The sequence below is a fragment of the Halomonas sabkhae genome (assembly GCF_030409265.1).
Lineage (GTDB): Bacteria > Pseudomonadota > Gammaproteobacteria > Pseudomonadales > Halomonadaceae > Halomonas > Halomonas halmophila.
In genome coordinates this window covers 18,536-39,500 of the sequence record NZ_JAUFPM010000004.1, presented here as the reverse complement: position 1 = coordinate 39,500, position 20,965 = coordinate 18,536, and the positions used below count along the sequence as shown (strand labels likewise).

At 64.1% G+C, this 20,965-nt stretch carries 17 protein-coding genes; 15 read left to right on the top strand and 2 right to left on the bottom strand.

Going from position 1 to position 20,965, the window contains the following annotated elements:
• Positions 1-39: 39 nt before the first annotated feature.
• From fghA to etfB, 9 genes are all read left to right on the top strand, one after another.
• Entirely contained in the window at positions 40-891 is an 852-nt protein-coding gene (gene fghA, locus QWY79_RS02945; RefSeq protein ID WP_290269751.1) for an S-formylglutathione hydrolase, read from the top strand.
• A 315-nt stretch (positions 892-1,206) separates the two neighbouring features.
• On the top strand, positions 1,207-2,349 hold the full coding sequence (gene gbdR, locus QWY79_RS02940; protein ID WP_141317382.1) for a choline metabolism transcriptional regulator GbdR: 1,143 nt from the start codon (positions 1,207-1,209) through the stop codon (positions 2,347-2,349).
• A 14-nt stretch (positions 2,350-2,363) separates the two neighbouring features.
• Positions 2,364-3,062, top strand: coding sequence for a monofunctional biosynthetic peptidoglycan transglycosylase (gene mtgA, locus QWY79_RS02935; protein WP_290269749.1), 699 nt, complete (start codon positions 2,364-2,366; stop codon positions 3,060-3,062).
• A 134-nt stretch (positions 3,063-3,196) separates the two neighbouring features.
• On the top strand, positions 3,197-4,174 hold the full coding sequence (locus QWY79_RS02930) for a dipeptidase (RefSeq protein WP_290269747.1): 978 nt from the start codon (positions 3,197-3,199) through the stop codon (positions 4,172-4,174).
• Positions 4,175-4,477: 303 nt separating this feature from the next.
• Positions 4,478-5,026: a 4-vinyl reductase gene (locus QWY79_RS02925; protein ID WP_290269745.1), complete on the top strand. Its 549-nt coding sequence runs from the start codon at positions 4,478-4,480 to the stop codon at positions 5,024-5,026.
• Between the two features lie 12 nt (positions 5,027-5,038).
• Positions 5,039-7,111: a dimethylglycine demethylation protein DgcA gene (gene dgcA / locus QWY79_RS02920; protein ID WP_290269744.1), complete on the top strand. Its 2,073-nt coding sequence runs from the start codon at positions 5,039-5,041 to the stop codon at positions 7,109-7,111.
• A 109-nt stretch (positions 7,112-7,220) separates the two neighbouring features.
• Positions 7,221-9,215: a (Fe-S)-binding protein gene (locus tag QWY79_RS02915; RefSeq protein WP_290269743.1), complete on the top strand. Its 1,995-nt coding sequence runs from the start codon at positions 7,221-7,223 to the stop codon at positions 9,213-9,215.
• Positions 9,215-10,483: an electron transfer flavoprotein subunit alpha gene (etfA, locus tag QWY79_RS02910; protein ID WP_290269742.1), complete on the top strand. Its 1,269-nt coding sequence runs from the start codon at positions 9,215-9,217 to the stop codon at positions 10,481-10,483. The genes QWY79_RS02915 and etfA overlap by 1 nt, the downstream gene beginning before the upstream one ends.
• Positions 10,473-11,276 carry an electron transfer flavoprotein subunit beta gene (gene etfB / locus QWY79_RS02905; RefSeq protein ID WP_290269741.1) on the top strand — a complete coding sequence of 268 codons (804 nt, stop codon included), beginning with the start codon at positions 10,473-10,475 and terminating at the stop codon, positions 11,274-11,276. The genes etfA and etfB overlap by 11 nt, the downstream gene beginning before the upstream one ends.
• 102 nt (positions 11,277-11,378) lie before the next feature.
• Here etfB and QWY79_RS02900 read toward each other — a convergent pair whose 3' ends face one another.
• Positions 11,379-11,894 carry an invasion associated locus B family protein gene (locus QWY79_RS02900; protein ID WP_290269739.1) on the bottom strand — a complete coding sequence of 172 codons (516 nt, stop codon included), beginning with the start codon at positions 11,892-11,894 and terminating at the stop codon, positions 11,379-11,381.
• Between the two features lie 393 nt (positions 11,895-12,287).
• On the opposite strand from QWY79_RS02900, the gene fdhA reads away from it, so the two are divergent.
• Together fdhA and QWY79_RS02890 are read left to right on the top strand one after the other, a co-directional pair.
• The gene (gene fdhA / locus QWY79_RS02895) at positions 12,288-13,481 is read left to right on the top strand and encodes a formaldehyde dehydrogenase, glutathione-independent (protein WP_290269737.1); all 1,194 of its coding nucleotides are present in this window, start codon (positions 12,288-12,290) and stop codon (positions 13,479-13,481) included.
• 198 nt (positions 13,482-13,679) lie between these two features.
• Positions 13,680-13,943, top strand: coding sequence for a hypothetical protein (locus QWY79_RS02890; protein WP_307725334.1), 264 nt, complete (start codon positions 13,680-13,682; stop codon positions 13,941-13,943).
• An 82-nt stretch (positions 13,944-14,025) separates the two neighbouring features.
• Here QWY79_RS02890 and gbca read toward each other — a convergent pair whose 3' ends face one another.
• Positions 14,026-15,321, bottom strand: coding sequence for a glycine betaine monooxygenase oxygenase subunit (gene gbca / locus QWY79_RS02885; protein ID WP_290269735.1), 1,296 nt, complete (start codon positions 15,319-15,321; stop codon positions 14,026-14,028).
• 328 nt (positions 15,322-15,649) lie between these two features.
• Here gbca and gbcB point away from each other — a divergent pair, with 328 nt between their 5' ends.
• The 4 genes from gbcB (at position 15,650) to QWY79_RS02865 (ending at position 20,875) form a co-directional block, all read left to right on the top strand.
• Positions 15,650-16,756: a glycine betaine monooxygenase reductase subunit gene (gbcB, locus tag QWY79_RS02880; RefSeq protein ID WP_290269732.1), complete on the top strand. Its 1,107-nt coding sequence runs from the start codon at positions 15,650-15,652 to the stop codon at positions 16,754-16,756.
• Positions 16,757-16,912: 156 nt separating this feature from the next.
• Positions 16,913-17,974 (top strand): GlxA family transcriptional regulator, encoded by a 1,062-nt coding sequence (locus QWY79_RS02875; protein WP_290269730.1) that lies wholly within the window; start codon positions 16,913-16,915, stop codon positions 17,972-17,974.
• Positions 17,975-18,277: 303 nt separating this feature from the next.
• Entirely contained in the window at positions 18,278-19,579 is a 1,302-nt protein-coding gene (gene glyA, locus QWY79_RS02870; protein WP_290269728.1) for a serine hydroxymethyltransferase, read from the top strand.
• Between the two features lie 45 nt (positions 19,580-19,624).
• Positions 19,625-20,875 carry a sarcosine oxidase subunit beta family protein gene (locus QWY79_RS02865; RefSeq protein WP_141317398.1) on the top strand — a complete coding sequence of 417 codons (1,251 nt, stop codon included), beginning with the start codon at positions 19,625-19,627 and terminating at the stop codon, positions 20,873-20,875.
• Positions 20,876-20,965: the final 90 nt, after the last annotated feature.

The window sequence follows — 20,965 nt, the reverse complement described above, 5'->3', positions numbered from 1 at the left end:
GCCCGCGCGGTATTCTGCGCACTCGACGAGGAATCGCCCATGACCATGACCGAAAATCTCGAACTGGTCTCGGCCAATCGCAGCTTCGGTGGTTGGCACAAACGCTATCGTCATCGCTCGCGGGCGCTGGACTGCGAGATGATCTTCGCCATCTATCTGCCGCCCCAGGCCGAGACGCAACGTGTGCCGCTGCTGTGGTGGCTCTCGGGACTGACCTGCAACGACGAAAACTTCATGCAGAAGGCCGGTGCCCAGCGGCTGGCCGCCGAACTGGGCATCGCCATTGTCTGTCCGGACACCAGCCCCCGCGGCCTGGACCTGCCCGGCGAGCACGACAGCTATGACTTCGGTTCCGGGGCCGGCTTCTATGTCAATGCCACCGAGGCCCCGTGGAAAGACCATTACCGGATGTACGACTACGTGGCCGAGGAGCTGCCGTCCGTGGTGCGTCAGCATTTCCCCGTGAATGGGCGCGAGTCCATCAGCGGTCACTCCATGGGCGGGCATGGTGCCTTGATCATGGCCCTGCGCCGTCCCGGCCACTATCGCTCGGTGTCGGCCTTTGCCCCGGTGGTCAACCCGACGCAATGTCCCTGGGGGCGCAAGGCCTTCACGGCCTACCTCGGTGAGGATGTCAGCAACTGGACGCAATATGATGCCTGTGAACTGGTGGCCCGCGGGGCGTCCCGCCAGCCGCTGTTCATCGATCAGGGCGAAGCGGACAACTTCCTGGATGAGCAGCTGTGCCCGTCCCGGCTGGAAGCGGTGTGTGCGGAGCATGACCATCCGTTGACGCTGCGTCGCCAACCGGGCTATGACCACAGTTACTTCTTCATCGCCAGTTTCATCGATGAGCATCTGCGTTATCACGCCGAGCGCCTGAACGCCTGAGGGACAGGCCTCGACAAGTGTGTTCGCGCAGGCACGGAATGCCGGCCCCCGAGCGGGGTCGGCTTTTTTATGCACAGGGGGCGGATGTCGCTGCGTTGATGTCCTGTTTGCGACACGGTATATCTGTTTGCGCCGGAAGTGTCCGGAGTAGGGTCGGAAAGGGTGCCGAAAGAGAAATTCAGCATGTCAAATAACGACACAAGTATTACATTAAGAGGTAGGCGCATCCTGGCCATGTGGATGCTTTAGTCGTTGGCGCCAGGCGCCGCGCGACAATAACAAGATGGTCCGTGACCACCGATCTGGAGTTTCAAGATGACCAACACAGCCCAGGCTCCACCCAAGGTCGCCCCACAGACGCTGGGGTTTCTGCTGCTGGAAAATTTCACGCTCATCTCGCTGGCGTCCGCCATCGAGCCCCTGCGCATGGCCAATCAGCTGGCCGGCCGGGAGCTGTATCGCTGGTACACCCTGAGCCTCGACGGCAGTGCCGTGAGCGCCAGCGACGGCATGAAGGTGACGCCGGATGCCTCGACGACCGTGCCACTCGCCCTGGATTCGATCATCGTCTGTGGTGGTGTTGCCCCGCATCGCAGCGTGCAGCGCGAGCACGTCAACTGGCTGCAGGCCCAGGCACGGCGGTCGCGTCGCCTGGGATCGATCTGTACCGGCAGCTGGGCGCTGGCCCGGGCCGGCCTGCTGGACGGCTATGAGGCCAGCGTGCACTGGGAGTGCCTCGCCGCCATGCAGGAAGCCTTTCCCAAGGTGGCGCTGAGTACCCGCCTGTTCTCGATCGACCATGACCGGGCGACGTCCTCGGGCGGAACGGCACCGCTGGACATGATGCTGACCCTGATCGGTCGTGATCATGGCCGCGAGTTGTCGGCCGGCATCTCCGAGATGTTCATCTATGATCGGGTACGCGGTGAGCAGGACCAGCAACGTGTGCCGCTCAAGCATGTACTGGGCACCACCCAGCCTCGCCTGCTGGAAATCGTGGCCCTGATGGAAGCGAATCTGGAAGAGCCCATCAGCCTCGATGAACTGGCCGACTACGTGAATGTCTCGCGGCGCCAGCTCGAGCGACTCTTCCAGAAGAACCTGAGTTGCTCGCCGTCGCGCTATTATCTCAAGTTGCGCCTGACGCGGGCGCGTCAGCTGCTCAAGCAGACCCCGATGTCGATCATCGAGGTGGCCTCGGCCTGTGGCTTCGTGTCCACGCCGCATTTTTCCAAGTGTTATCGCGAGTATTTCGGCATTCCGCCGCGTGATGAACGACTGAGCAGCAGTGCCGTCGAGCTGGTGCCGCCGGTTCGCCTGGGCGAGGAAGCGGCGTCGATGCTGCAGACGGCCTCGGCCTTCGAAGCCGTGCCCGATGAGCCGGTCTCCGGTGCCCTGTCGGCGCTGGATCAGGCGCGTGGCGAGCCGACCTACGCCAGCGTGAGGTTGCGATCATAGGCGAGCGAGGTCGAATGCGAGGCTGGTTGCGACGTCTGGCGCGAGTCCTGGGGCTCGCGCTGCTGGGCTGGGTCGGTATCTCGGTGCTGCTGGTGTTGATGTTCCGCGTCATACCGGTCGTCGGCTCGATGGTCATGATCGAGCGCAAGATGGAGGCCTGGCTGGCCGGGGAGTCGCTGGACATTCGCCAGCAGTGGCGGCCCTGGCCGGCGCTGTCGGACAACGCCAAGCTGGCGGTGCTGGCCGCCGAGGATCAGCGCTTTCCTGATCATCACGGCATCGATTTCATCGAGCTGCGGCGTGCCCTGCAAGCCAGCCTGAACGGCGATGAGTTGCGCGGTGCCAGTACCATCAGCCAGCAGACCGCCAAGAACCTCTTCCTGTGGACCGATCGCAGCTGGGTGCGCAAGGCCCTGGAGGCCTGGTTCACGCTCTGGCTCGAGCTGCTCTGGCCCAAGGAGCGGATCCTCGAGGTCTACCTCAACATCGTCGAGTGGGACGCCGGCGTCTTCGGCCTCGAGGCGGCGGCGCAGCATTATTTCGGCGTCACCGCCGCCGAGCTGTCGCTGGCCCAGGCCAGCCGGCTGGCGGCCATCCTGCCCAATCCGCGCGGCTTGAGCGCCTCGCGTCCCAGCAACCAGGTGCTGCAACGCAGTCGCTGGATTCGCGGGCAGATGGGCAACCTGGGGCATGCCTATCTGGAGCGCCTCTAGGGCGTCGCTCACGGATTGTCGCGATTGCGACGTCGGTGACGCTTTTGGGATCCTTCCGGTCGCTCCCAAGCGCCGGGCACAGCAGGCCGAGATATATCCTGCCGGCAAGATCATGCACCAACCGGAGTCTTGCCATGACACCCGCCGAGCTGCACAACGATTCCATCGTCATCGATGGTCTGGTCATCGCCAAGTGGAACCGCGAACTCTTCGAAGACATGCGCAAGGGCGGCCTGACAGCCGCCAACTGCACCGTCTCGGTCTGGGAAGGGTTCCAGGGCACTGTCAATAACATCGTCGCCACCAATGCCCTGCTGGCCGAATCCAGTGACCTGGTGCGGCCGGTCCAGACCACGGCGGATATTCGTCGGGCCAAGGAAGAGGGCAAGACCGGCATCATCTACGGATTTCAGAATGCCCATGCCTTCGAGGACCAGATCGGCTATGTCGAGGTCTTCAAGCGCCTCGGGGTGGGCATCGTGCAGATGTGCTACAACACCCAGAACCTGGTCGGTACCGGTTGTTACGAGCGTGACGGCGGGCTCTCCGGTTTCGGCCGCGAGATCGTGGCCGAGATGAACCGCGTGGGTGTCATGTGCGACCTCTCGCATGTCGGCGAAAAGACCTCCACCGAGGTCATTGAGGCGTCCGAGAAGCCGGTCTGCTATTCCCACTGCCTGCCTTCGGGCCTCAAGGACCATCCGCGCAACAAGTCCGACGAGGAACTCAAGTTCATCGCCGACAAGGGCGGCTTCGTCGGCGTCACCATGTTCACTCCCTTCCTGCGTGCCGGCGTCAACGCCACCATCGATGATTATGTCGAGGCCATCGCCTATGTCATGAACATCGTCGGCGAGGACGCCATCGGCATCGGCACCGACTTCACCCAGGGCCAGGACCACAACTTCTTCGAGTGGCTGACCCATGACAAGGGCTATGCCCGTCGCCTGACGCGTTTCGGCGAGATCATCAATCCCAAGGGCATCCGCACCATCGGCGAGTTCGGCAACCTCCCCGAGGCCCTGTTGCGGGGCGGCTTCAGCGAGTCCCAGGTACGCAAGATCATGGGCGAGAACTGGATGCGCGTGCTGAAGGACGTCTGGGGCGAGTAAGCAGGAAGAAGGAAGAAGGAAGAAGGAAGAAGGAAGAAGGAAGAAGGAAGAAGGAAGAAGGAAGAAGGAAGAAGGAAGAAGGAAGAAGGAAGAAGGAAGAAGGAAGAAGGAAGAAGGAAGAAGGAAGAAGGAAGGGCCTTGCGGACCGTCACTTGTTGGGCTGCACTTGCTTACCTCTTACCTCTTACCTCTTACCTCTTACCTCTTACCTCTTACCTCTTACCTCTTACCTCTTACCTCTTAGCCCCTGACCCCGCACACGAAAACCTTTTATAACAAACAGCAATTCCGAGGAATAACACCGTGACCAAGATGGCCCCCGAGCTGCCCATCGAAGTGGACGCCGAGACCGGCGTCTGGACCACCGATGCACTGCCGATGCTGTACGTACCCCGCCACTTCTTCGTCAACAATCACGTGGCGGTCGAGGAAGCCCTGGGTGCTGACGCCTATGCCGAGATCCTCTACCAGGCGGGTTACAAGAGTGCCTGGCACTGGTGCGAGAAAGAGGCCGCGATGCATGGCCTCGAGGGCGAGGACGTGTTCGAGCACTACATGAAGCGACTCTCCCAGCGTGGCTGGGGCTTGTTCATCACCGAGCACATTGATCTCGCCGAGGGGACCTGCCGGGTTCGGCTCGAGCACAGTGCCTTCGTCTACCAACTCGGCAAGGTCGGTCGCAAGGTCGAGTACATGTTCACCGGCTGGTTCGCCGGCGCCATGGATCAGATCCTCGAGGCGCGCGGCAGCCAGCTGAGAACGGTCGCCGAACAGACGCAGAGTGCCGCCGAGCAGGGTTGTGAAGTCGGCTATTTCGTTACCGTGCCGCGTGATAACCGGGACCAGGGCTGAGGAGTAGAGATCATGGCATTCGATGCGATGTTCCAGCCGATTCAGATCGGCAAGCTGACCATTCGTAACCGGGTTGTCAGCACCGCGCATGCGGAAGTGCATGCCACCGACGGTGGCATGACCACCGATCGTTACGTGAAGTACTACGAGGAAAAGGCCAAGGGTGGCTGTGGCCTGTGCATCTGCGGTGGCTCGTCGATCGTGTCCATCGACAGTCCCCAGGCCTGGTGGAGCTCGGTCAATCTGTCCACCGATCGGATCATCCCGCACTTCCAGAATCTTGCCGACGCCGTGCACAAGCATGGCGGCAAGATCATGATCCAGATCACTCACATGGGGCGTCGCTCGCGCTGGGATGGCTTCGACTGGCCGAATCTGGTCTCGCCGTCAGGTATTCGCGAGCCGGTTCACCGCTCTACCTGCAAGACCATCGAAGAAGAAGATATCTGGCGTATCATCGGGGATTTCGCTCAGGCCGCTCGCCGGGCCAAGGAAGGCGGGCTGGATGGCGTCGAACTGTCGGCCGTTCACCAGCACCTCATGGACCAGTTCTGGAGCCCGCGGGTCAACAAGCGCACCGACCAGTGGGGCGGCAACTTCGAGAACCGCATGCGCTTCGGCATGGAAGTCCTCAAGGCGGTCCGCGCCGAGGTCGGTGACGACTTCGTGGTCGGCATGCGCATCTGTGGTGACGAGTTCCTGCCGGATGGCCTGACCCATGACGACATGAAAGAGATCGCGGCCTATTACGATGCCACCGGGCAGATCGACTTCTTCGGTGTGGTGGGATCCGGTTGCGATACCCACGACAGCCTGGCCAATGTCATCCCCAACATGTCCTATCCGCCGGAGCCCTTCCTGCACCTGGCGGCGGGCATCAAGGAAGTGGTCAATGTGCCGGTGATCCACGCCCAGAACATCAAGGATCCCAACCAGGCCAACCGCATCCTCGAGGGAGGCCATGTCGACCTGGTGGGCATGACCCGTGCGCACATTGCCGATCCGCACCTGATAACCAAGATCAAGATGGACCAGGTGGACCAGATCAAGCAGTGCGTGGGGGCCAACTACTGCATCGACCGCCAGTATCAGGGGCTGGACGTGCTGTGCATCCAGAACGCCGCTACGTCCCGCGAGTACATGGGACTGCCGCACATCATCGAGGAGACCGAGGGCACCAAACGTCGTGTCGTCGTGGTCGGCGGCGGCCCCGGGGGCATGGAAGCGGCCCGCGTGGCGGCCGAGCGCGGGCATGCGGTGACTCTGTTCGAGGCCGCCGATCAGCTCGGCGGCCAGATCACCACGGCGGCCAGGGCGCCCCAGCGCGATCAGATCGCGGGCATCACGCGCTGGTACCAGCTCGAGCTGAACCGCCTGGGTGTCGACCAGCGCATGGGCACGCGTGCCGATCAGGCGACCATTCTCGACCTCAAGCCGGATATCGTCGTGCTGGCCACCGGTGGCCGTCCCTACCTGGATCAGTTCGAGGACTGGGGCTATGACGAGGACCTCGAGCAGAGCCTGGTGGTCAGCACCTGGGATATCCTCGACGGGCGTGTCGAGCCGGGCAAGAATGTGCTGATCTACGACACCATCTGCGAGTTCTCCGGGGTCTCGGCGGCGGATTATCTGGCCGAGAAGGGGGCCCAGGTCGAGATCGTTACCGATGACGTCAAGCCGGGCTCCGCCGTGGGCGGTACCACCTTCCCGACCTACTATCGCAGTCTCTACGAGAAGGAGGTCGTCATGTCCTCCGACATGGGGCTGCACAAGGTCTATCGCGAGGGCGATTCCCTGGTGGCGGTGCTCGAGAACGAGTACACCGGCACCCAGGAAGAGCGAGTGGTCGATCAGGTCGTGGTGGAGAACAGCATCCGTCCCGACGAAGCACTGTATTACGAGCTCAAGCCGCAATCGCGCAACAAGGGACAGCTGGACCTCGAGGCACTCTATGCGGCGGACCCGCAACCCTGCCTCAGCGAAGAGGGAGACGGCTGGCTGCTGTTCCGCCTCGGTGACTGCACCTCGCCGCGCAATACGCATGCCGCCATCTACGATGCCCTGCGTATCTGCAAGGACTTTTAACCCCTAGCTGGAAGTCTGAAGCTTGAAGCTGGAAGGAACCCCCGCGTTTTGCGGCTTTTCTTTCAGCTTCAGGCTTTCAGCTTCCGGCTTGCCGATGAGGTGAGCCGAGATGCTTGATATCCTCCTTCCCATCCTGATCTTCGCTGCCCTGGCGGTAGCGGCGATCGGCGCCTGGCGTCGCTCGCGGCTGTGGCGTCAGGGGCGCCCTGCCAGGGTCGACCTGATCAAGGGGCTGGCCTCCATGCCACGCCGCTATCTGGTGGATCTGCACCATGTCGTGGAGCGCGACAAGGTCATGTCGCATACCCATGTGGCCACGGCCGGCGGCTTTGTGGCGGCCGCCTTGCTGATGATCCTGGTACACGGCCTGGGACTGGCCGAGGGCGTGCTGGGCTGGCTGCTGCTGCTGGCGAGCACCTCGATGTTCGTGGGCAGCCTGTTCGTGGCGCGGCGTCGCCGTAACCCGCCGGCTCGCCTGTCACGCGGCCCCTGGATGCGTCTGCCGAAAAGCCTGATGGCGTTTTCGGTCAGTGTCTTCGTCATTACGCTGCCGAGTGTCGGCCTCTTGCCCGAGGGGCTGCTCACCGGTGCCGCCGGCACGCTGTTTGCCCTGATCCTGGCGGCACTTGTCACCTGGGGGCTCGCCGAGATGCTGGTCGGCATGGGTTGGGGTGGCCCCATGAAGCACGCCTTCGCGGGGGCGCTGCACCTGGCCTTTCATCGTCGCCCCGAACGTTTCTCGACGCGTGACGGCGGAGAAGGGCGCTCCACCGGCCTCAAGGCGCTGGATCTGAATGATCCCGATGCCACCCTGGGGGTCGAGAAGCCGAGCGATTTCACCTGGAACCAGCTGCTGGGCTTCGACGCCTGTGTGCAATGCGGCCGCTGCGAGGCGGTATGCCCGGCCTTTGCCGCCGGTCAGCCGCTCAACCCCAAGAAGCTGATCCAGGACATGGTCGTCGGCCTGGCCGGTGGCAGCGACGCCGAGTACACCGGCAGCCCTTATCCGGACCGCCCGGTGGGGGAGCACCACGGCACGCCGCATGGACCGATCGTGGCACGTGACGGCAAGGCCCTGGTGGACTCCGAGACCCTCTGGTCATGCACCACCTGCCGTGCCTGCGTGGAAGAGTGCCCGATGATGATCGAGCACGTGGATGCCATCGTCGACATGCGTCGTTTCCTGACCCTCGAGCAGGGCGAGACGCCCGGCAAGGGCGCCGAAGTGCTCGACAACCTGATCGCCACCGACAACCCGGGTGGCTTCGATCCCGGTGCGCGCATGCACTGGGCGGCGGACCTGGAACTGCCGCTGATGTCCCAGCGCGGCGAGGCCGAGGTGCTGTTGTGGCTCGGTGATGGTGCCTACGACATGCGCAACCAGCGTACCCTGCGCGCCTTCATCAAGGTCATGCGCGCGGCCGGTGTCGATTTCGCCGTGCTCGGTGATGAAGAGCGCGATAGTGGCGACGTGGCCCGCCGCCTGGGCGACGAGGCGACCTTCCAGTCGCTGGCCCGACGCAATATCGCCACGCTGTCGCAGTATCGCTTCGAGCGCATCGTGACCTGTGACCCGCACAGCTTCCATGTGCTGGGCAACGAGTATACCGAGCTGGGCGGGGACTACCATGTGTCCCACCACAGCACCTTCATCGGTGAGCTCTATGATGCCGGCCGCCTCGCTTTCCGCCCCTGGAAGGGAGGACGCGTGACCTATCACGATCCCTGCTACCTGGGGCGCTACAACGGCGAGTTCGAGGCGCCGCGCCATGTGCTCAGGGCGCTGGGCATCGAGGTGGCCGAGATGCAGCGTTCCGGCTTCCGTTCGCGCTGCTGTGGCGGCGGTGGCGGTGCTCCGATCACCGACATCCCGGGCAAGCAGCGCATCCCCGACATGCGCATGGGGGATGTTCAGGAAACCGGTGCCGACATGGTGGCCGTGGGCTGCCCGCAGTGCACGGCGATGCTGGAAGGTGTCGTCGACAGCAGCGCCGACGTGCGTGATATTGCCGAGCTGGTGGCGGATGCGCTGGTGCACGAGACACCCATCGCGACAGGGGGCGCGTCAGCCGACGCGCCGTCACTGGCCAAGGAGGTGGCGTGATGAGCGAGGTGCAACGTCGCGATCCGCGCAAGGAGTGGATCGCCCGCAATCGGCTGCATCCCCGGCACCTCGAAGTGCTGGCCGAGCTGGGCCGCGGTGCGGCCAGCGAGTGGATGGGACCGCATGGTGTATTGCGACGCAATCCCCATGCGGTGGGCTTCACCGGTCCCAATGGTGTCAAGCGCATCGACCGCAGTGGCGCCCAGCAGGGCGTCACCGGGGGCGGGGCGGCGGCAGCCGCGGCAGAGCAGAACCCCCGGGTCGAGATCAGCGACCCGGCCTTCTCGGTGGTCGTCGTGCCGGACATGTCGGGTGGCCGCTTGAGTGGTCATGATCGCGACCTGCTGGGCCTGGCACGACGCCTGGCCGATGTGGACAGCGCTTCCCGCGGGGTCGTGGTGGCCGTGGTGTTCGGCCCGCACAAGGAGTCCGGCTTCGAGGAAGCCGGCATCGATCGGCTGCTGCATCTCGATTCGCCGGACGTGACAGGCTATGCACCGGAGGCACGCCTCGGCGCGCTGGGCATGATCGATATGGCCTGGACGCCCAGGCACTGGCTGCTGCCGGACTCGAAACTGGGCGGTGGCGAGCTCGGCCGTCGCCTGGCCGCGCGCCTGGACGAGCGCCCTGCGACCGGTGTCTGGCAGGTCGAGGCGGACCCCAACCAGGCCACGGGCTGGCACTGTATTGCGCGTGGCGCGGCCGAGTCGCTGGACATTCAGCGCGAACTGCCGCGCATCACCCTGGCCCTGGCCGAGTGCGCCGAGCCGGTGAGCGAAACGCGTCATGCGGCGGCTCCCCTGAGCCTGCCCGAACCCTTGCCGACGACGCTGTCGCGCATCGAGGACCTGGGCCAGGTGCCCGTCGACCCGTCCGGCGTGGCGCTGTCCGAGGCCGAGTTCATCCTCTCAGCCGGCAACGGCGTCAAGGACTGGGACGGCTTCCATCACGCCGCCGAGGTGCTGGGCGCCACCGAAGGGGCGTCGCGTGTGGCCGTCGATGACGGCTATATGGCACGCGATCGTCAGGTCGGTGCCACCGGTACCTGGGTAACGGCCAAGGTCTATGTGGCGGTGGGCATCAGTGGTGCCATCCAGCATCTGCAGGGTATCCAGACCTGCGAGAAGGTCATCGCCATCAACATGGATCCCGGCTGTGACATGTTCAAGCGCGCTGACCTGGCGGTGGTCGGCGATTCGGGGAAGATTCTCGAGTCGCTGGTCACGATGGTCGAACAATCACGAGAGGAGAGTCGCGATGCAGCCTGATTCCTCCAGGGGGCCCGCACTCGAGGTCACCGTCCTGGTGTCCGTGGGGCGTCATCCGGTGACGGGGCGTGCGCGTCGTGCCGATCAGGACGCACGCGGTGTCGAGCTGGCCAAGTCGCTGCCCAACGCCGAGATCGGCCTGTTGCATGCGGGTCGCTTGAGTGAGCGTGATGAGCCGGCCCTGCGCAGCTATCTGGGCATGGGCTTTGCCGAGCTGTCTCTGCTCGAACAGCCCGAAGGGGCCGATGTGGTGCCGGCCGTGGCGGAGGCGCTGGAAGCATCCTCGTCCCAGCTGGTCATCGCCGGCGAGCGCGCTGAGCAGGGCGAAGGTTCCGGACTGATGCCCTATCTGCTGGCCGAGCGTCTCGGCTGGCCGCTGGTCACCAGCCTGGCGGCCGTGGAGAGCGTCGAGAATGGGCAGGCGACTCTGTTGCAGGCCCTGCCGCGTGGCCAGCGGCGTCGTCTCAAGGTGCGTCTGCCGGCGCTGTTGACGGTAGATGGCTCGGCCCCGGCGCCGCGTCAGAGTGCCTATGGGCCGGCGCGCCGCGGGCAGTTCGACAGCGTGCCGGGCTCGGTCTGTGACGATGAGCCCTGGTCGCAATGGCAGGTGCAACCCGCACGCAAGCGACCCAAGCGCCTCAAGATCGTCAAGGCAACGTCGCCACGCGACCGCTTCAAGGCGGCGGCGGCCAAGTCCGAAGGCGGCGGCGGTCAGGTGCTGACCGATGTCACGCCGCAGGAGGGGGCCGAGGCGATCTTCAAGCTGTTGCGCGAGGAAGAAGTCCTGCGCTGAGGCGCCGGCTTTCAGCATTCCCTCCAAACCAGAACGGCGGCCCGCGGGCCGCCGTTCTTATTGGTCACTCACCTTTCGTCGGCGTGCATCACGCCGAGGCCATCAGAGCTGTGCCATGGCGTCGGTGAAGCCCATCAGCGAGATGTCCAGGTCCATGCGCTGGCCATTCGGCGCCATCAGGCTGAGCGTCGCCGTGGTACCGCCGCGCAGGCTCTGCAACAGCGAGGATTGCAGCGGAATGTCGGCGCGGCATCCCTGCTGCTGGCAGACCTGATAGGGGAACTGAACCGGCTCGCCACCATCGACACCGAGCTGCAGGCCGGGGGCCAGGCGCACACCCAGCGGGACCAGGAAGGTCATGACGGGGCGCTCGGCCTGGGGCGGATCGGCCAGTACCACGCGCATCATGGGTTGGTCACTGTCGTTGTTGGTGATGACCTGGTTCATGGTGCAGGGGCCCTGGCTGGCATCCTGCGGGCAGACGACCTGCCAGTCCTGGAACTGCTGAGTGTCGACATTGGCGTTGGGATTCTGTTGCTGCGCGAAAGCCTGCGGCGCGAAGGCCAGCAGGGCGAGCAGCGCGGCCAGGCAAAGGCGTGGCGCGAGGCGGTTGAGCATAAAAGGTCTCCTGTCGGTTCAGCGACATCCTGTTGCTGAAAGGGTTGTGGGTCATGACCGGGTCCATGATACGCATCTTTCGCGGCTCGTGGGGAGACCCGAGTCAGAGTGCTCATGGTGGCAAGCCATGTGGCCAGCTTGTCGTGGGCCTTTGTAAATCATGTCCCGGGGACGAGCAAGCTGCAGGCTTGAACAAGGCCGGGCATCCGCCAGGCGGTCGGCCGGTGAGCCGGCCCCGACGCGTGGCCTGCCAGCTCCCGTGAACGACGCCATGTCTCGTTTTGGCATGGCGATGACTCTCACAGGATAGTCGGCCGCGTGGAAGGGGCTATTGTCGGCATGCGGAGCTTCCGCCTTTGCACGCTACTCACCACAAGTCTAAGGAAGATAGCCATGAGCACAGCCAACCGCGGTGTCGTCTACAAGGGGCCCGGCAAGGTCGCCGTCGAATCCATTCCCTTTCCGGAGCTTGCCCTGGGCAATCGCAAGTGCCAGCACGGCGTGATTCTCAAGGTCATCACCACCAACATCTGCGGCAGTGACCAGCACATGGTGCGGGGACGCACCACGGCGCCGGAAGGCCTGGTACTGGGGCACGAGATCACCGGCGTCGTCCTCGAGACAGGCCGTGATGTCGAGTTTCTCAAGCCCGGCGACATGGTCTCGGTGCCCTTCAATATCGCCTGTGGACGTTGCCGCAACTGCAAGGAAGGCCAGACCGGCATCTGCCTCAACGTCAATCCGGCACGCCCGGGTGCCGCCTACGGCTATGTCGACATGGGCGGCTGGGTCGGTGGCCAGACCGACTACGTCATGGTGCCCTATGCCGACTTCAACCTGCTCAAGTTCCCCGACGCCGATCAGGCCATGGAGAAGATCCAGGACCTGACACTGCTGTCCGACATCTTCCCCACCGGCTTCCATGGCTGCGTGACCGCGGGTGTTGGCCCCGGCAGCACCGTCTATGTCGCCGGCGCGGGTCCGGTCGGCCTGGCGGCGGCGGTATCCGCACAGCTGCTCGGCGCGGCCTGCGTGATCGTCGGCGACATGATCGACGAGCGCCTGGCCCAGGCACGCAGCTTCGGTTGTGAAACCATCGATCTGACCCAGGACGGTGACATGCCCGACAAGATCGAGGCGATCACCGGTGAGCGCGAGGTCGATGCCTTCGTCGACTGCGTCGGCTTCGAGGCCCATGCCTGTGGTTGCAACCACGGCCAGGAAGCGCCTGCCGCGGTGCTCAACTCGGCCATGGAAGTCACGCGCGCCGGTGGCCAGATCGGCATTCCGGGGCTCTATGTCACCGAGGATCCGGGCGCGTCCGACGAGGCGGCCCAGCAGGGCTCGCTGAGCATGCGTTTCGGTCAGGGCTGGGCCAAGTCCCACTCCTTCCATACCGGCCAGTGCCCGGTCATGAAGTACCACCGTCAGCTGATGCAGGCGATCCTGTTCGACAAGGTCAAGATCGCCGATGCGGTGAATGTCCAGATGATCACCCTGGACGACGCGCCCAAGGGCTATGCCGACTTCGATGGCGGTGCACCGAAGAAGTTCGTCATGGATCCGCACGGCAGCGTGGCAGCCTGACAGCGCGACGCTGAGGCCATGATGGGGGACGCGCCCTGGCGTGCCTGCCCCCGATCCACCGGAGCCATTCATCCGCCGCGGCGGATGGGTGGCTCCTTTGCATGATCCGGCGTTGCGAGCCTGGCCGGGTGGTGCCAATCTAGAGAGAAAGACGACTGCAGGGCATCGCCCGTCGGGATCGGTCGATCCACTGGAGCGATGTCACGCAAGGGGGATGCCGTGATGATGATCGTCGAGTTGATTGACGGTGACGACTTTCGCGACCGACTGGTCGAGCTCGGAATTCGCATCCCGGAGGATGCCTGCCCCGAGACGTGTGCTCGCACGGCGCTGCGCAAGCACATGGAGGTCGGGGTGCCGGGACTGCAGGAAGTGGTGCAGGAGCTGATGGACAAGACGGATATTCTGTTGCCGTCGGTGAGAGCCGCGGTCGAGCGCTTTCTGCTGCCCGCACTGCGCTGACGGGCCTGCCGGAACCGAGCGTCCATGAAAAATGCCGACCCCCTGGGGTCGGCATTGTCATTGGCAAGCGGCGAGGGCGTGATCAGCCGCTGGATCCGCCGCTGGCCAGCGACAGGCGCGGAGCACCGCCCAGGTTGTCCAGCATGCGCTCGCTGTACCACTTGACGAAATCGATGACGCCGAACTCGAAGGTCTCGGAGTAGGGGCCCGGCTGATAGGCGGTAGAGTTGATGCCACGCTGGTTCTCTTCCGCCAGGCGACGATCCTGGTCATTGGTGGCGTCCCAGACCCGGCGCATCTGTTCGGGATCATAGTCGACCCCTTCGACGGCATCCTTGTGCACCACCCACTTGGTGGTGACCAGTGTCTTCTGCGGGCCGATCGGCAACACACGGAAGACCACCGCATGGTCGCCCATGAAATGGTTCCAGGAGTTCGGCAGGTGCAGAATGCGCAGCACGCCGAGATCCGGGCTGGGCAGTCGGCCCAGCAGCTTGCGGCTGGCCTGCTTGCCGTCCATGGTCATGGAGACGGTACCGTTGAGCAGCGGGGTGCGCGTCAGGCGGTTGCGCCGACCGATGCGCTTCAGCTCCCAGGGCACGCCCATGGCCTGCCACTCGTTCTGCTTGCGCTCCACCAGTGCCCGGTAGGCGGGTGTGGCCCGCGGGTCTTCGCTGTCGTCGAATTCCTGCAGCGAGTTGAGCAGTTCCGGGTGGGCGCCGTTGCAGTGGTAGCACTCCCGGTTGTTCTCGATGACCAGCTTCCAGTTGGCGTCCTCGACGATGTTGGACTCGGCCGCCACCTTGGCGTTGTCCATGTCGCACAGGTCGAGATAGTGGTCGAGGCTTTCCAGGAGTTCGTCGATGTCTTGCGGCTGCTCGGCCAGGCTGATGAAGATATAGCCGCCTCCGGTGCGCACATTGACCGGCTTCAGGCCATACTGCGAAAGATCGAAGTCCGACCCCATGTCGGTTCCGGCGAACAGCAGGCGACCGTCCAGCTCATAGGTCCACTGGTGATAGGGGCAGACCAGCTTGGCCACCTTGCCCTTGTCGTGCACGCAGAGGCGCGAGCCACGGTGGCGGCAGACATTGTGGAAGGCGTGCACCTCGCCGTTGTTGCCGCGCACGATGACGATCGGATTGTTGCCGACCTCCAGTGTCATGAAGTTGCCCTTGGCCGGAATCTCGCAGGTCAGCCCGGCAAAGAGCCACTCCTTCTCGAAGATTTCCTGAACATCAATCCGGAACAGGCGCTCGTCATTGTAGAACGGCTGGGGCAATGAGAAATTCGGATGCCGATTATTGAGCATCTCGGCGGTTGCCTCGCGAGCGGCAGCCAGGGGGTCATCCAGGCGTTCGAGTGACAGTGGATCCATGGGGCACTTCCTCATTGCTGGGCCACTCGAGTGGCCTCGGGATTGTAGGGCAAAGAACTTGGAGGTCGCGGTCTACCACGCAGGGGGTCGGGGCGTGGCGAGGTTGAGAGAGTGTGGCGCAGTGCCTGGCTCGCTAGTTGCCCATTGACGACGCCTGTTGATGCAGTTGCGACGCAGGTTGCAAGAAAAATGGGGTCTGCTGGAAACCATGGGCATGCCCATGTCGCTTCCAGGCAAGTCACCGCTTGCAGGGCTGCGCAAAATCCCGTTAACGGCAGGCGGGAACCGCGGTCGGATACCTCCATGCTGCAGCCTAGGCGACGCGACGATGACCATGAACTTCCTCAACCCAGTCACCACTCAGACCTGGACCAACGGCCGCCACCCGGTACGCTGCGTCAAGGTCATCCAGGAAACCTGGGATACCCGTACTTTCTGCTTCATGGCCGAGCAGCCGGTCATGTTCTTTTTCAAGCCCGGGCAATTCGTCACCCTGGAACTGGAAATCGAGGGGGAGCAGGTCATGCGCTCCTACACGATCGCCAGCTCGCCGTCGGTTCCCTATAGTTTCTCCATTACCGTCAAGCGCATCCCCGGCGGCAGGGTGTCCAACTGGCTGCACGACAACCTGGGCGTCAATGATGAGCTGGCCGTGCATGGTCCGGTCGGCGGTTTCAATATCATCGACTACCCGGCGGACAAGATCCTGATGCTGTCCGGTGGCGTGGGCATCACGCCGCTGATGTCGATGGTGCGCTGGCTGTTCGATACCAACGCCGCCGTGGATCTGCAGTTCGTGCACAGCTCGCGGACGCCCAAGGACCTGATCTTTCATCGCGAGCTGGATCACATCTTCTCGCGCATTCCCGAATTCAAGCTGCACGTGGTCTGTGAGCGGGGCGATGAACTGGGCGAGGCCTGGTCCGGCTTCCGTGGCTATCTCAATCAGGCCATGCTCGAGCTGATGGCGCCCGACTTCATGGAGCGCGAGATCTTCTGCTGCGGCCCGACCCCGTACATGAACGCGGTCAAGCAGATCCTCAAGGCCAATGGCTTCGACATGGACCATTACCATGAAGAGTCCTTCGGTGCCACACCGATGGACGTTCAGGAAGAGGTCATCGAACATGCCGAGCAGGCCGAGGCCGAAGCCGAGGAAGTCGAAGCCGCCGACATGGTCAACATCGAGTTCAGCACGTCCGGCAAGAGCGTCAAGGTGCTGCCCAGCGAGACCATTCATGCCGCGGCTTCCAAGCTCGGCCTGCATATTCCCAAGGCATGCGGCATGGGCATCTGCGGCACCTGCCGTGTCGGCGTGACCGAGGGCCAGGTCGACATGGAGCACAACGGCGGCATCACCGAGGACGATATCGAGGAAGGCTACATCCTCTCCTGCTGCAGCAAGCCACTGGGCAATGTGGTCGTGGACTTCTGATCAGCCCTCGGCAGAGTGGCGTCCATCCCTCACGGACCCGCCGGCCGGCGGGTCTTGTGGTTTCCGGTAAAGGCTGACCCGCGGGCCAGCGTTGGTGGCCGCGGCGCAAAGCGCTAGACTGTCGGCTTTCGGCTCGTGTCCTGCAGGGGGATTGCCATGTCGGACCCCGTTTCCCGGCCGCTGTCGGTCGGTTTCGTGCTCTTGCGCCGCTTCACCATGCTGCCCTTCGCGGCCTTCGTCGACTGCCTGCGGCTGGCCGCCGACGAAGGCGATCGCAGCCGTCAGCTGCGCTGTCACTGGGTCTTCATGACCAGTGCCGGCCAGGATGCCATGTCGAGCTGTGGTGCAGCGGTCACGCCGTGCACCGCCTTTCGCGATCCGCGGGAGTTCGACTACATCGTCACCATCGGTGGCGTGCAGGACGAGCATGACGAACTCGATGACACGGCCATCGCCTATCTGCGCCGTGCGGCCCAGGCGGGGGTGCCCCTGGTCGGTGTCTGCACCGGGGTGTTCGCGCTGATCCAGGCGGGTGTGATGGGGGGCCGGCGCTGCTGTGTCAGCTGGTATCACCATGGTGATCTGACACGCCGCTTTCCGGATATCGAGCCGGTGGCGGACCGGTTGTTCATCGATGACGGCAATCGCCTGACCTGTGCCGGCGGCACGGCGGCCGCCGATCTGGCGGCCTATCTGATCGAGCGCCATCTGGGCAAGGCCTGGGCGATGAAAAGCCTGCACATCATGCTGTTCGACGAGGCGCGTCCCGGCGATCATCCCCAGCCGCAGCCCGTGGTCTTCGACAAGGTCGAGGACCGAGTGGTCAGGCGGGCCATCGCCATCATCGAGCAGCACCTGGGCGAGGCCATGACGGTGGACGAGCTGGCGCACCGGGTCGGCACCTCGCGACGCAACATCGAACGCAGGTTCCGCGAGGTGCTGGGGGTCGGGCCCCAGAAGTTCGCACGTGATCTGCGGCTGCGCTACGGGCTCTGGCTGCTGCACTATACCGCCAAGAGTGTCACCGAGATCGGGGAGCGCTGTGGTTTCTCCGATACCGCCCATTTTTCCCGGCACTTCCGCGAGGCCTTCGGCGCCACGCCCTCCACGGTGCGCAAGACCGCGTCCGGTCGCGATACGGCGCGGGTCGATCCCTTCTTTCTGCATATCGAATCGCGGCCCGGCGAGGGCCAGGCGGAAGGCAAGAAGCGTCGCTGACCGGGGCCACCGGCGTTGGGCTTCGGGCCAGTGATTTATTCTGCTGTGGCGTCGCCATGGCCGCGATCACTTCGCCATTCTGGTGTGTGTGTTCAAGATCTTGCTGCCCGTGAACGCCCTGAATGCGCCACTTCGCATGGCCGGTCGCGAATATGGCGCTAAAGTTGTCGCGTATATTCAATCGCTCGCGGTCAGGTTTGGCTATTAATGACGGATATCAGCGAGAGGCTGTCCAGGCGTCTCGCGGGTTCATGAAATTGACGTTTCGAATCCATGTAATCCAGCCATTCCTCAGGTGATGTCATGAACAACAACGCCCTCAGTCAGACCGATCCACAGATCGCGGCCGCCATCGACGAAGAGGTGGCGCGTCAGGAAGCCCATATCGAGCTGATTGCCTCGGAAAACTACGCCAGTCCCCAGGTCATGGCGGCCCAGGGCACCCAGCTGACCAACAAGTACGCCGAGGGCTATCCCGGCAAGCGTTACTATGGTGGTTGCGAGCATGTGGATGTGGTCGAGCGTCTGGCCATCGAGCGCGCCTGTGCGCTCTTCGGTGCCGACTATGCCAACGTCCAGCCGCACTCCGGCGCCCAGGCCAATGCCGCTGCCTTCATGGCGCTGGTGGCACCGGGTGACACCGTGCTGGGCATGAGCCTGGCGCATGGCGGGCACCTGACCCATGGCGCGGCCCCGAACTTTTCCGGCAAGCATTACAATGCCGTCCAGTATGGCCTGAACCCCGACACCGGCGAGATCGACTACGAGGAAGTCGAGCGTCTGGCCCACGAGCACAAGCCCAAGCTGATCATTGCCGGTTTCTCGGCCTACTCGCGGGTCATCAACTGGCGTCGCTTCCGTGACATCGCCGATGCCGTGGGCGCCTGGCTGCTGGTCGACATGGCGCATGTCGCCGGCCTGGTCGCCGCGGGGCATTATCCGAGCCCGCTGCCCCACGCCCATGTGGTCACCACCACCACCCACAAGACCCTGCGCGGTCCGCGCGGCGGTCTGATCCTGTCCGCCAGCGGCGATGAGGCGCTCTACAAGAAGCTCAACGGCGCGGTCTTCCCGGGCCAGCAGGGCGGTCCCCTGATGCACGTCATCGCCGCCAAGGCGGTGGCCTTCCGCGAGGCCATGAGCCAGGACTTCGTGCGCTATCAGGCGGGCGTCATCGACAATGCCCGCGCCATGGCCGATGTCTTCGTCGAGCGCGGCTGCGATGTAGTGTCCGGCGGCACCGATGATCACCTCTTCCTGGTCTCCATGATCAAGCTGGGCGTGACCGGCAAGGACGCCGATGCGGCCCTGGGCCGGTCCAACATCACCGTCAACAAGAACGCGGTTCCCAATGACCCGCAGAGCCCCTTCGTGACCTCCGGCCTGCGCATCGGCACGCCGGCCGTGACGACGCGCGGCTTCGATCAGGCGGATTGCGAAGCACTCGCCGGCTGGATCTGCGACATCCTGGATACGCTGTCCCGGCAGGAAGATACCACCGAGATTGAAGCCGAGGTGCGCGGCAAGGTCGCCGAGCTGTGCGCTCGTCATCCGGTCTACGGCGTTGCCGTGGGCAGCCAGGCCGACGCCACCACCACCGCGTGAAGCCCTTCCCGCCATGCCTGGCGGGAACCCAGTAGGAGAGATTCCATGCAACGTTATTCAGGCTTCGGGCTGGTCAAGCACGCACTGAGCCACCACGAGAACTGGCAGCGCCAGTGGCGCAATCCCACGCCCAAGAAGGCATACGATGTCATCATCATCGGTGGCGGCGGTCATGGCCTGGGCACGGCCTATTATCTGGCCAAGGAGTTCGGCATCCGCAACGTGGCGGTGATCGAGAAAGGCTGGCTGGGTGGCGGCAACACCGCCCGCAACACCACCATCGTGCGCTCCAACTATCTTTGGGACGAGGCCGCGGCGCTCTACGAGCACTCCCTCAAGCTGTGGGAGGGCCTGTCCCAGGACATCAACTACAACGTCATGTTCTCCCAGCGTGGTGTGCTCAACGTCGGCCACACGCTGCAGGACATGCGTGACATCCAGCGCCGGGTCAATGCCAACCGCCTCAACGGCGTCGACAGTGAAGTCCTCGACGCCAAGGGCGTGCAGGAGCTGGTGCCGGCCATGGACTGCTCCCAGAATGCCCGTTATCCGGTCATGGGCGCCTCCTGGCAGCCGCGTGCCGGTGTCGCCCGTCACGACGCCGTGGCCTGGGGCTTTGCCCGCGCCGCGGATGCCTATGGCGTGGACATCCTGCAGCAGACCGAAGTCACCGGCTTCAAGATCCGCGACGGCCAGATTCACGGCGTGCACACCAACCGCGGCGACATCGAGGCCAAGACGGTGGGCTGTGTCACCGCCGGCAACTCCGGCGTCATGGCCAAGATGGCGGGCCTCAAGATGCCCATGGAATCGCATCCGCTGCAGGCACTGGTCTCCGAGCCGCTCAAGCCGGTGCTCGACACCGTGGTGATGTCCAACCATGTGCACGGCTACATCAGTCAGTCGGACAAGGGCGACCTGGTCATCGGGGCCGGCATCGACGGCTACAACGGCTATGGCCAGCGCGGCAGCTATCCCACGGTCGAGCATACGCTGCAGGCCATCGTCGAGATGTTCCCGTCCTTCTCGCGGGTCCGCATGAACCGTCAATGGGGCGGTATCGTCGACACCTGCCCGGACGCCTGCCCGATTCTCTCCAAGACCAAGGTCAAGGGGCTGTACTTCAACTGTGGCTGGGGTACCGGCGGCTTCAAGGCCACGCCGGGCTCGGCGCATGTCTTCGCCTCGAGCCTTGCCAAGGGAGAAATGCATCCCATCGCGGCACCGTTCTCCATCGATCGCTTCAATACCGGTGCCTTGATCGATGAACACGGTGCGGCTGGTGTCGCCCACTAGGCGTTGACGACATTCGCCTGCGCTCGATGCAGCAGCGGCTCGCCGAGCGCAGCAACCCTATTTGCTTTCATCCTCAGCGATGGAGGAACC

Excerpts from the sequence above, each read along its gene's own strand:
- QWY79_RS02915 (WP_290269743.1), top strand. The coding sequence starts at position 7,221 with ATGCTTGATATCCTCCTTCCCATCCTGATCTTCGCTGCCCTGGCGGTA.
- QWY79_RS02930 (WP_290269747.1), top strand. The coding sequence starts at position 3,197 with ATGACACCCGCCGAGCTGCACAACGATTCCATCGTCATCGATGGTCTG.
- QWY79_RS02900 (WP_290269739.1), bottom strand. The coding sequence starts at position 11,894 with ATGCTCAACCGCCTCGCGCCACGCCTTTGCCTGGCCGCGCTGCTCGCC.
- fghA (WP_290269751.1), top strand. The coding sequence starts at position 40 with ATGACCATGACCGAAAATCTCGAACTGGTCTCGGCCAATCGCAGCTTC.
- glyA (WP_290269728.1), top strand. The coding sequence starts at position 18,278 with ATGAACAACAACGCCCTCAGTCAGACCGATCCACAGATCGCGGCCGCC.
- dgcA (WP_290269744.1), top strand. The coding sequence starts at position 5,039 with ATGGCATTCGATGCGATGTTCCAGCCGATTCAGATCGGCAAGCTGACC.
- QWY79_RS02865 (WP_141317398.1), top strand. The coding sequence starts at position 19,625 with ATGCAACGTTATTCAGGCTTCGGGCTGGTCAAGCACGCACTGAGCCAC.
- gbdR (WP_141317382.1), top strand. The coding sequence starts at position 1,207 with ATGACCAACACAGCCCAGGCTCCACCCAAGGTCGCCCCACAGACGCTG.
- mtgA (WP_290269749.1), top strand. The coding sequence starts at position 2,364 with ATGCGAGGCTGGTTGCGACGTCTGGCGCGAGTCCTGGGGCTCGCGCTG.
- QWY79_RS02875 (WP_290269730.1), top strand. The coding sequence starts at position 16,913 with ATGTCGGACCCCGTTTCCCGGCCGCTGTCGGTCGGTTTCGTGCTCTTG.
- etfA (WP_290269742.1), top strand. The coding sequence starts at position 9,215 with ATGAGCGAGGTGCAACGTCGCGATCCGCGCAAGGAGTGGATCGCCCGC.
- QWY79_RS02890 (WP_307725334.1), top strand. The coding sequence starts at position 13,680 with ATGTCACGCAAGGGGGATGCCGTGATGATGATCGTCGAGTTGATTGAC.
- gbcB (WP_290269732.1), top strand. The coding sequence starts at position 15,650 with ATGACCATGAACTTCCTCAACCCAGTCACCACTCAGACCTGGACCAAC.
- fdhA (WP_290269737.1), top strand. The coding sequence starts at position 12,288 with ATGAGCACAGCCAACCGCGGTGTCGTCTACAAGGGGCCCGGCAAGGTC.
- gbca (WP_290269735.1), bottom strand. The coding sequence starts at position 15,321 with ATGGATCCACTGTCACTCGAACGCCTGGATGACCCCCTGGCTGCCGCT.
- etfB (WP_290269741.1), top strand. The coding sequence starts at position 10,473 with ATGCAGCCTGATTCCTCCAGGGGGCCCGCACTCGAGGTCACCGTCCTG.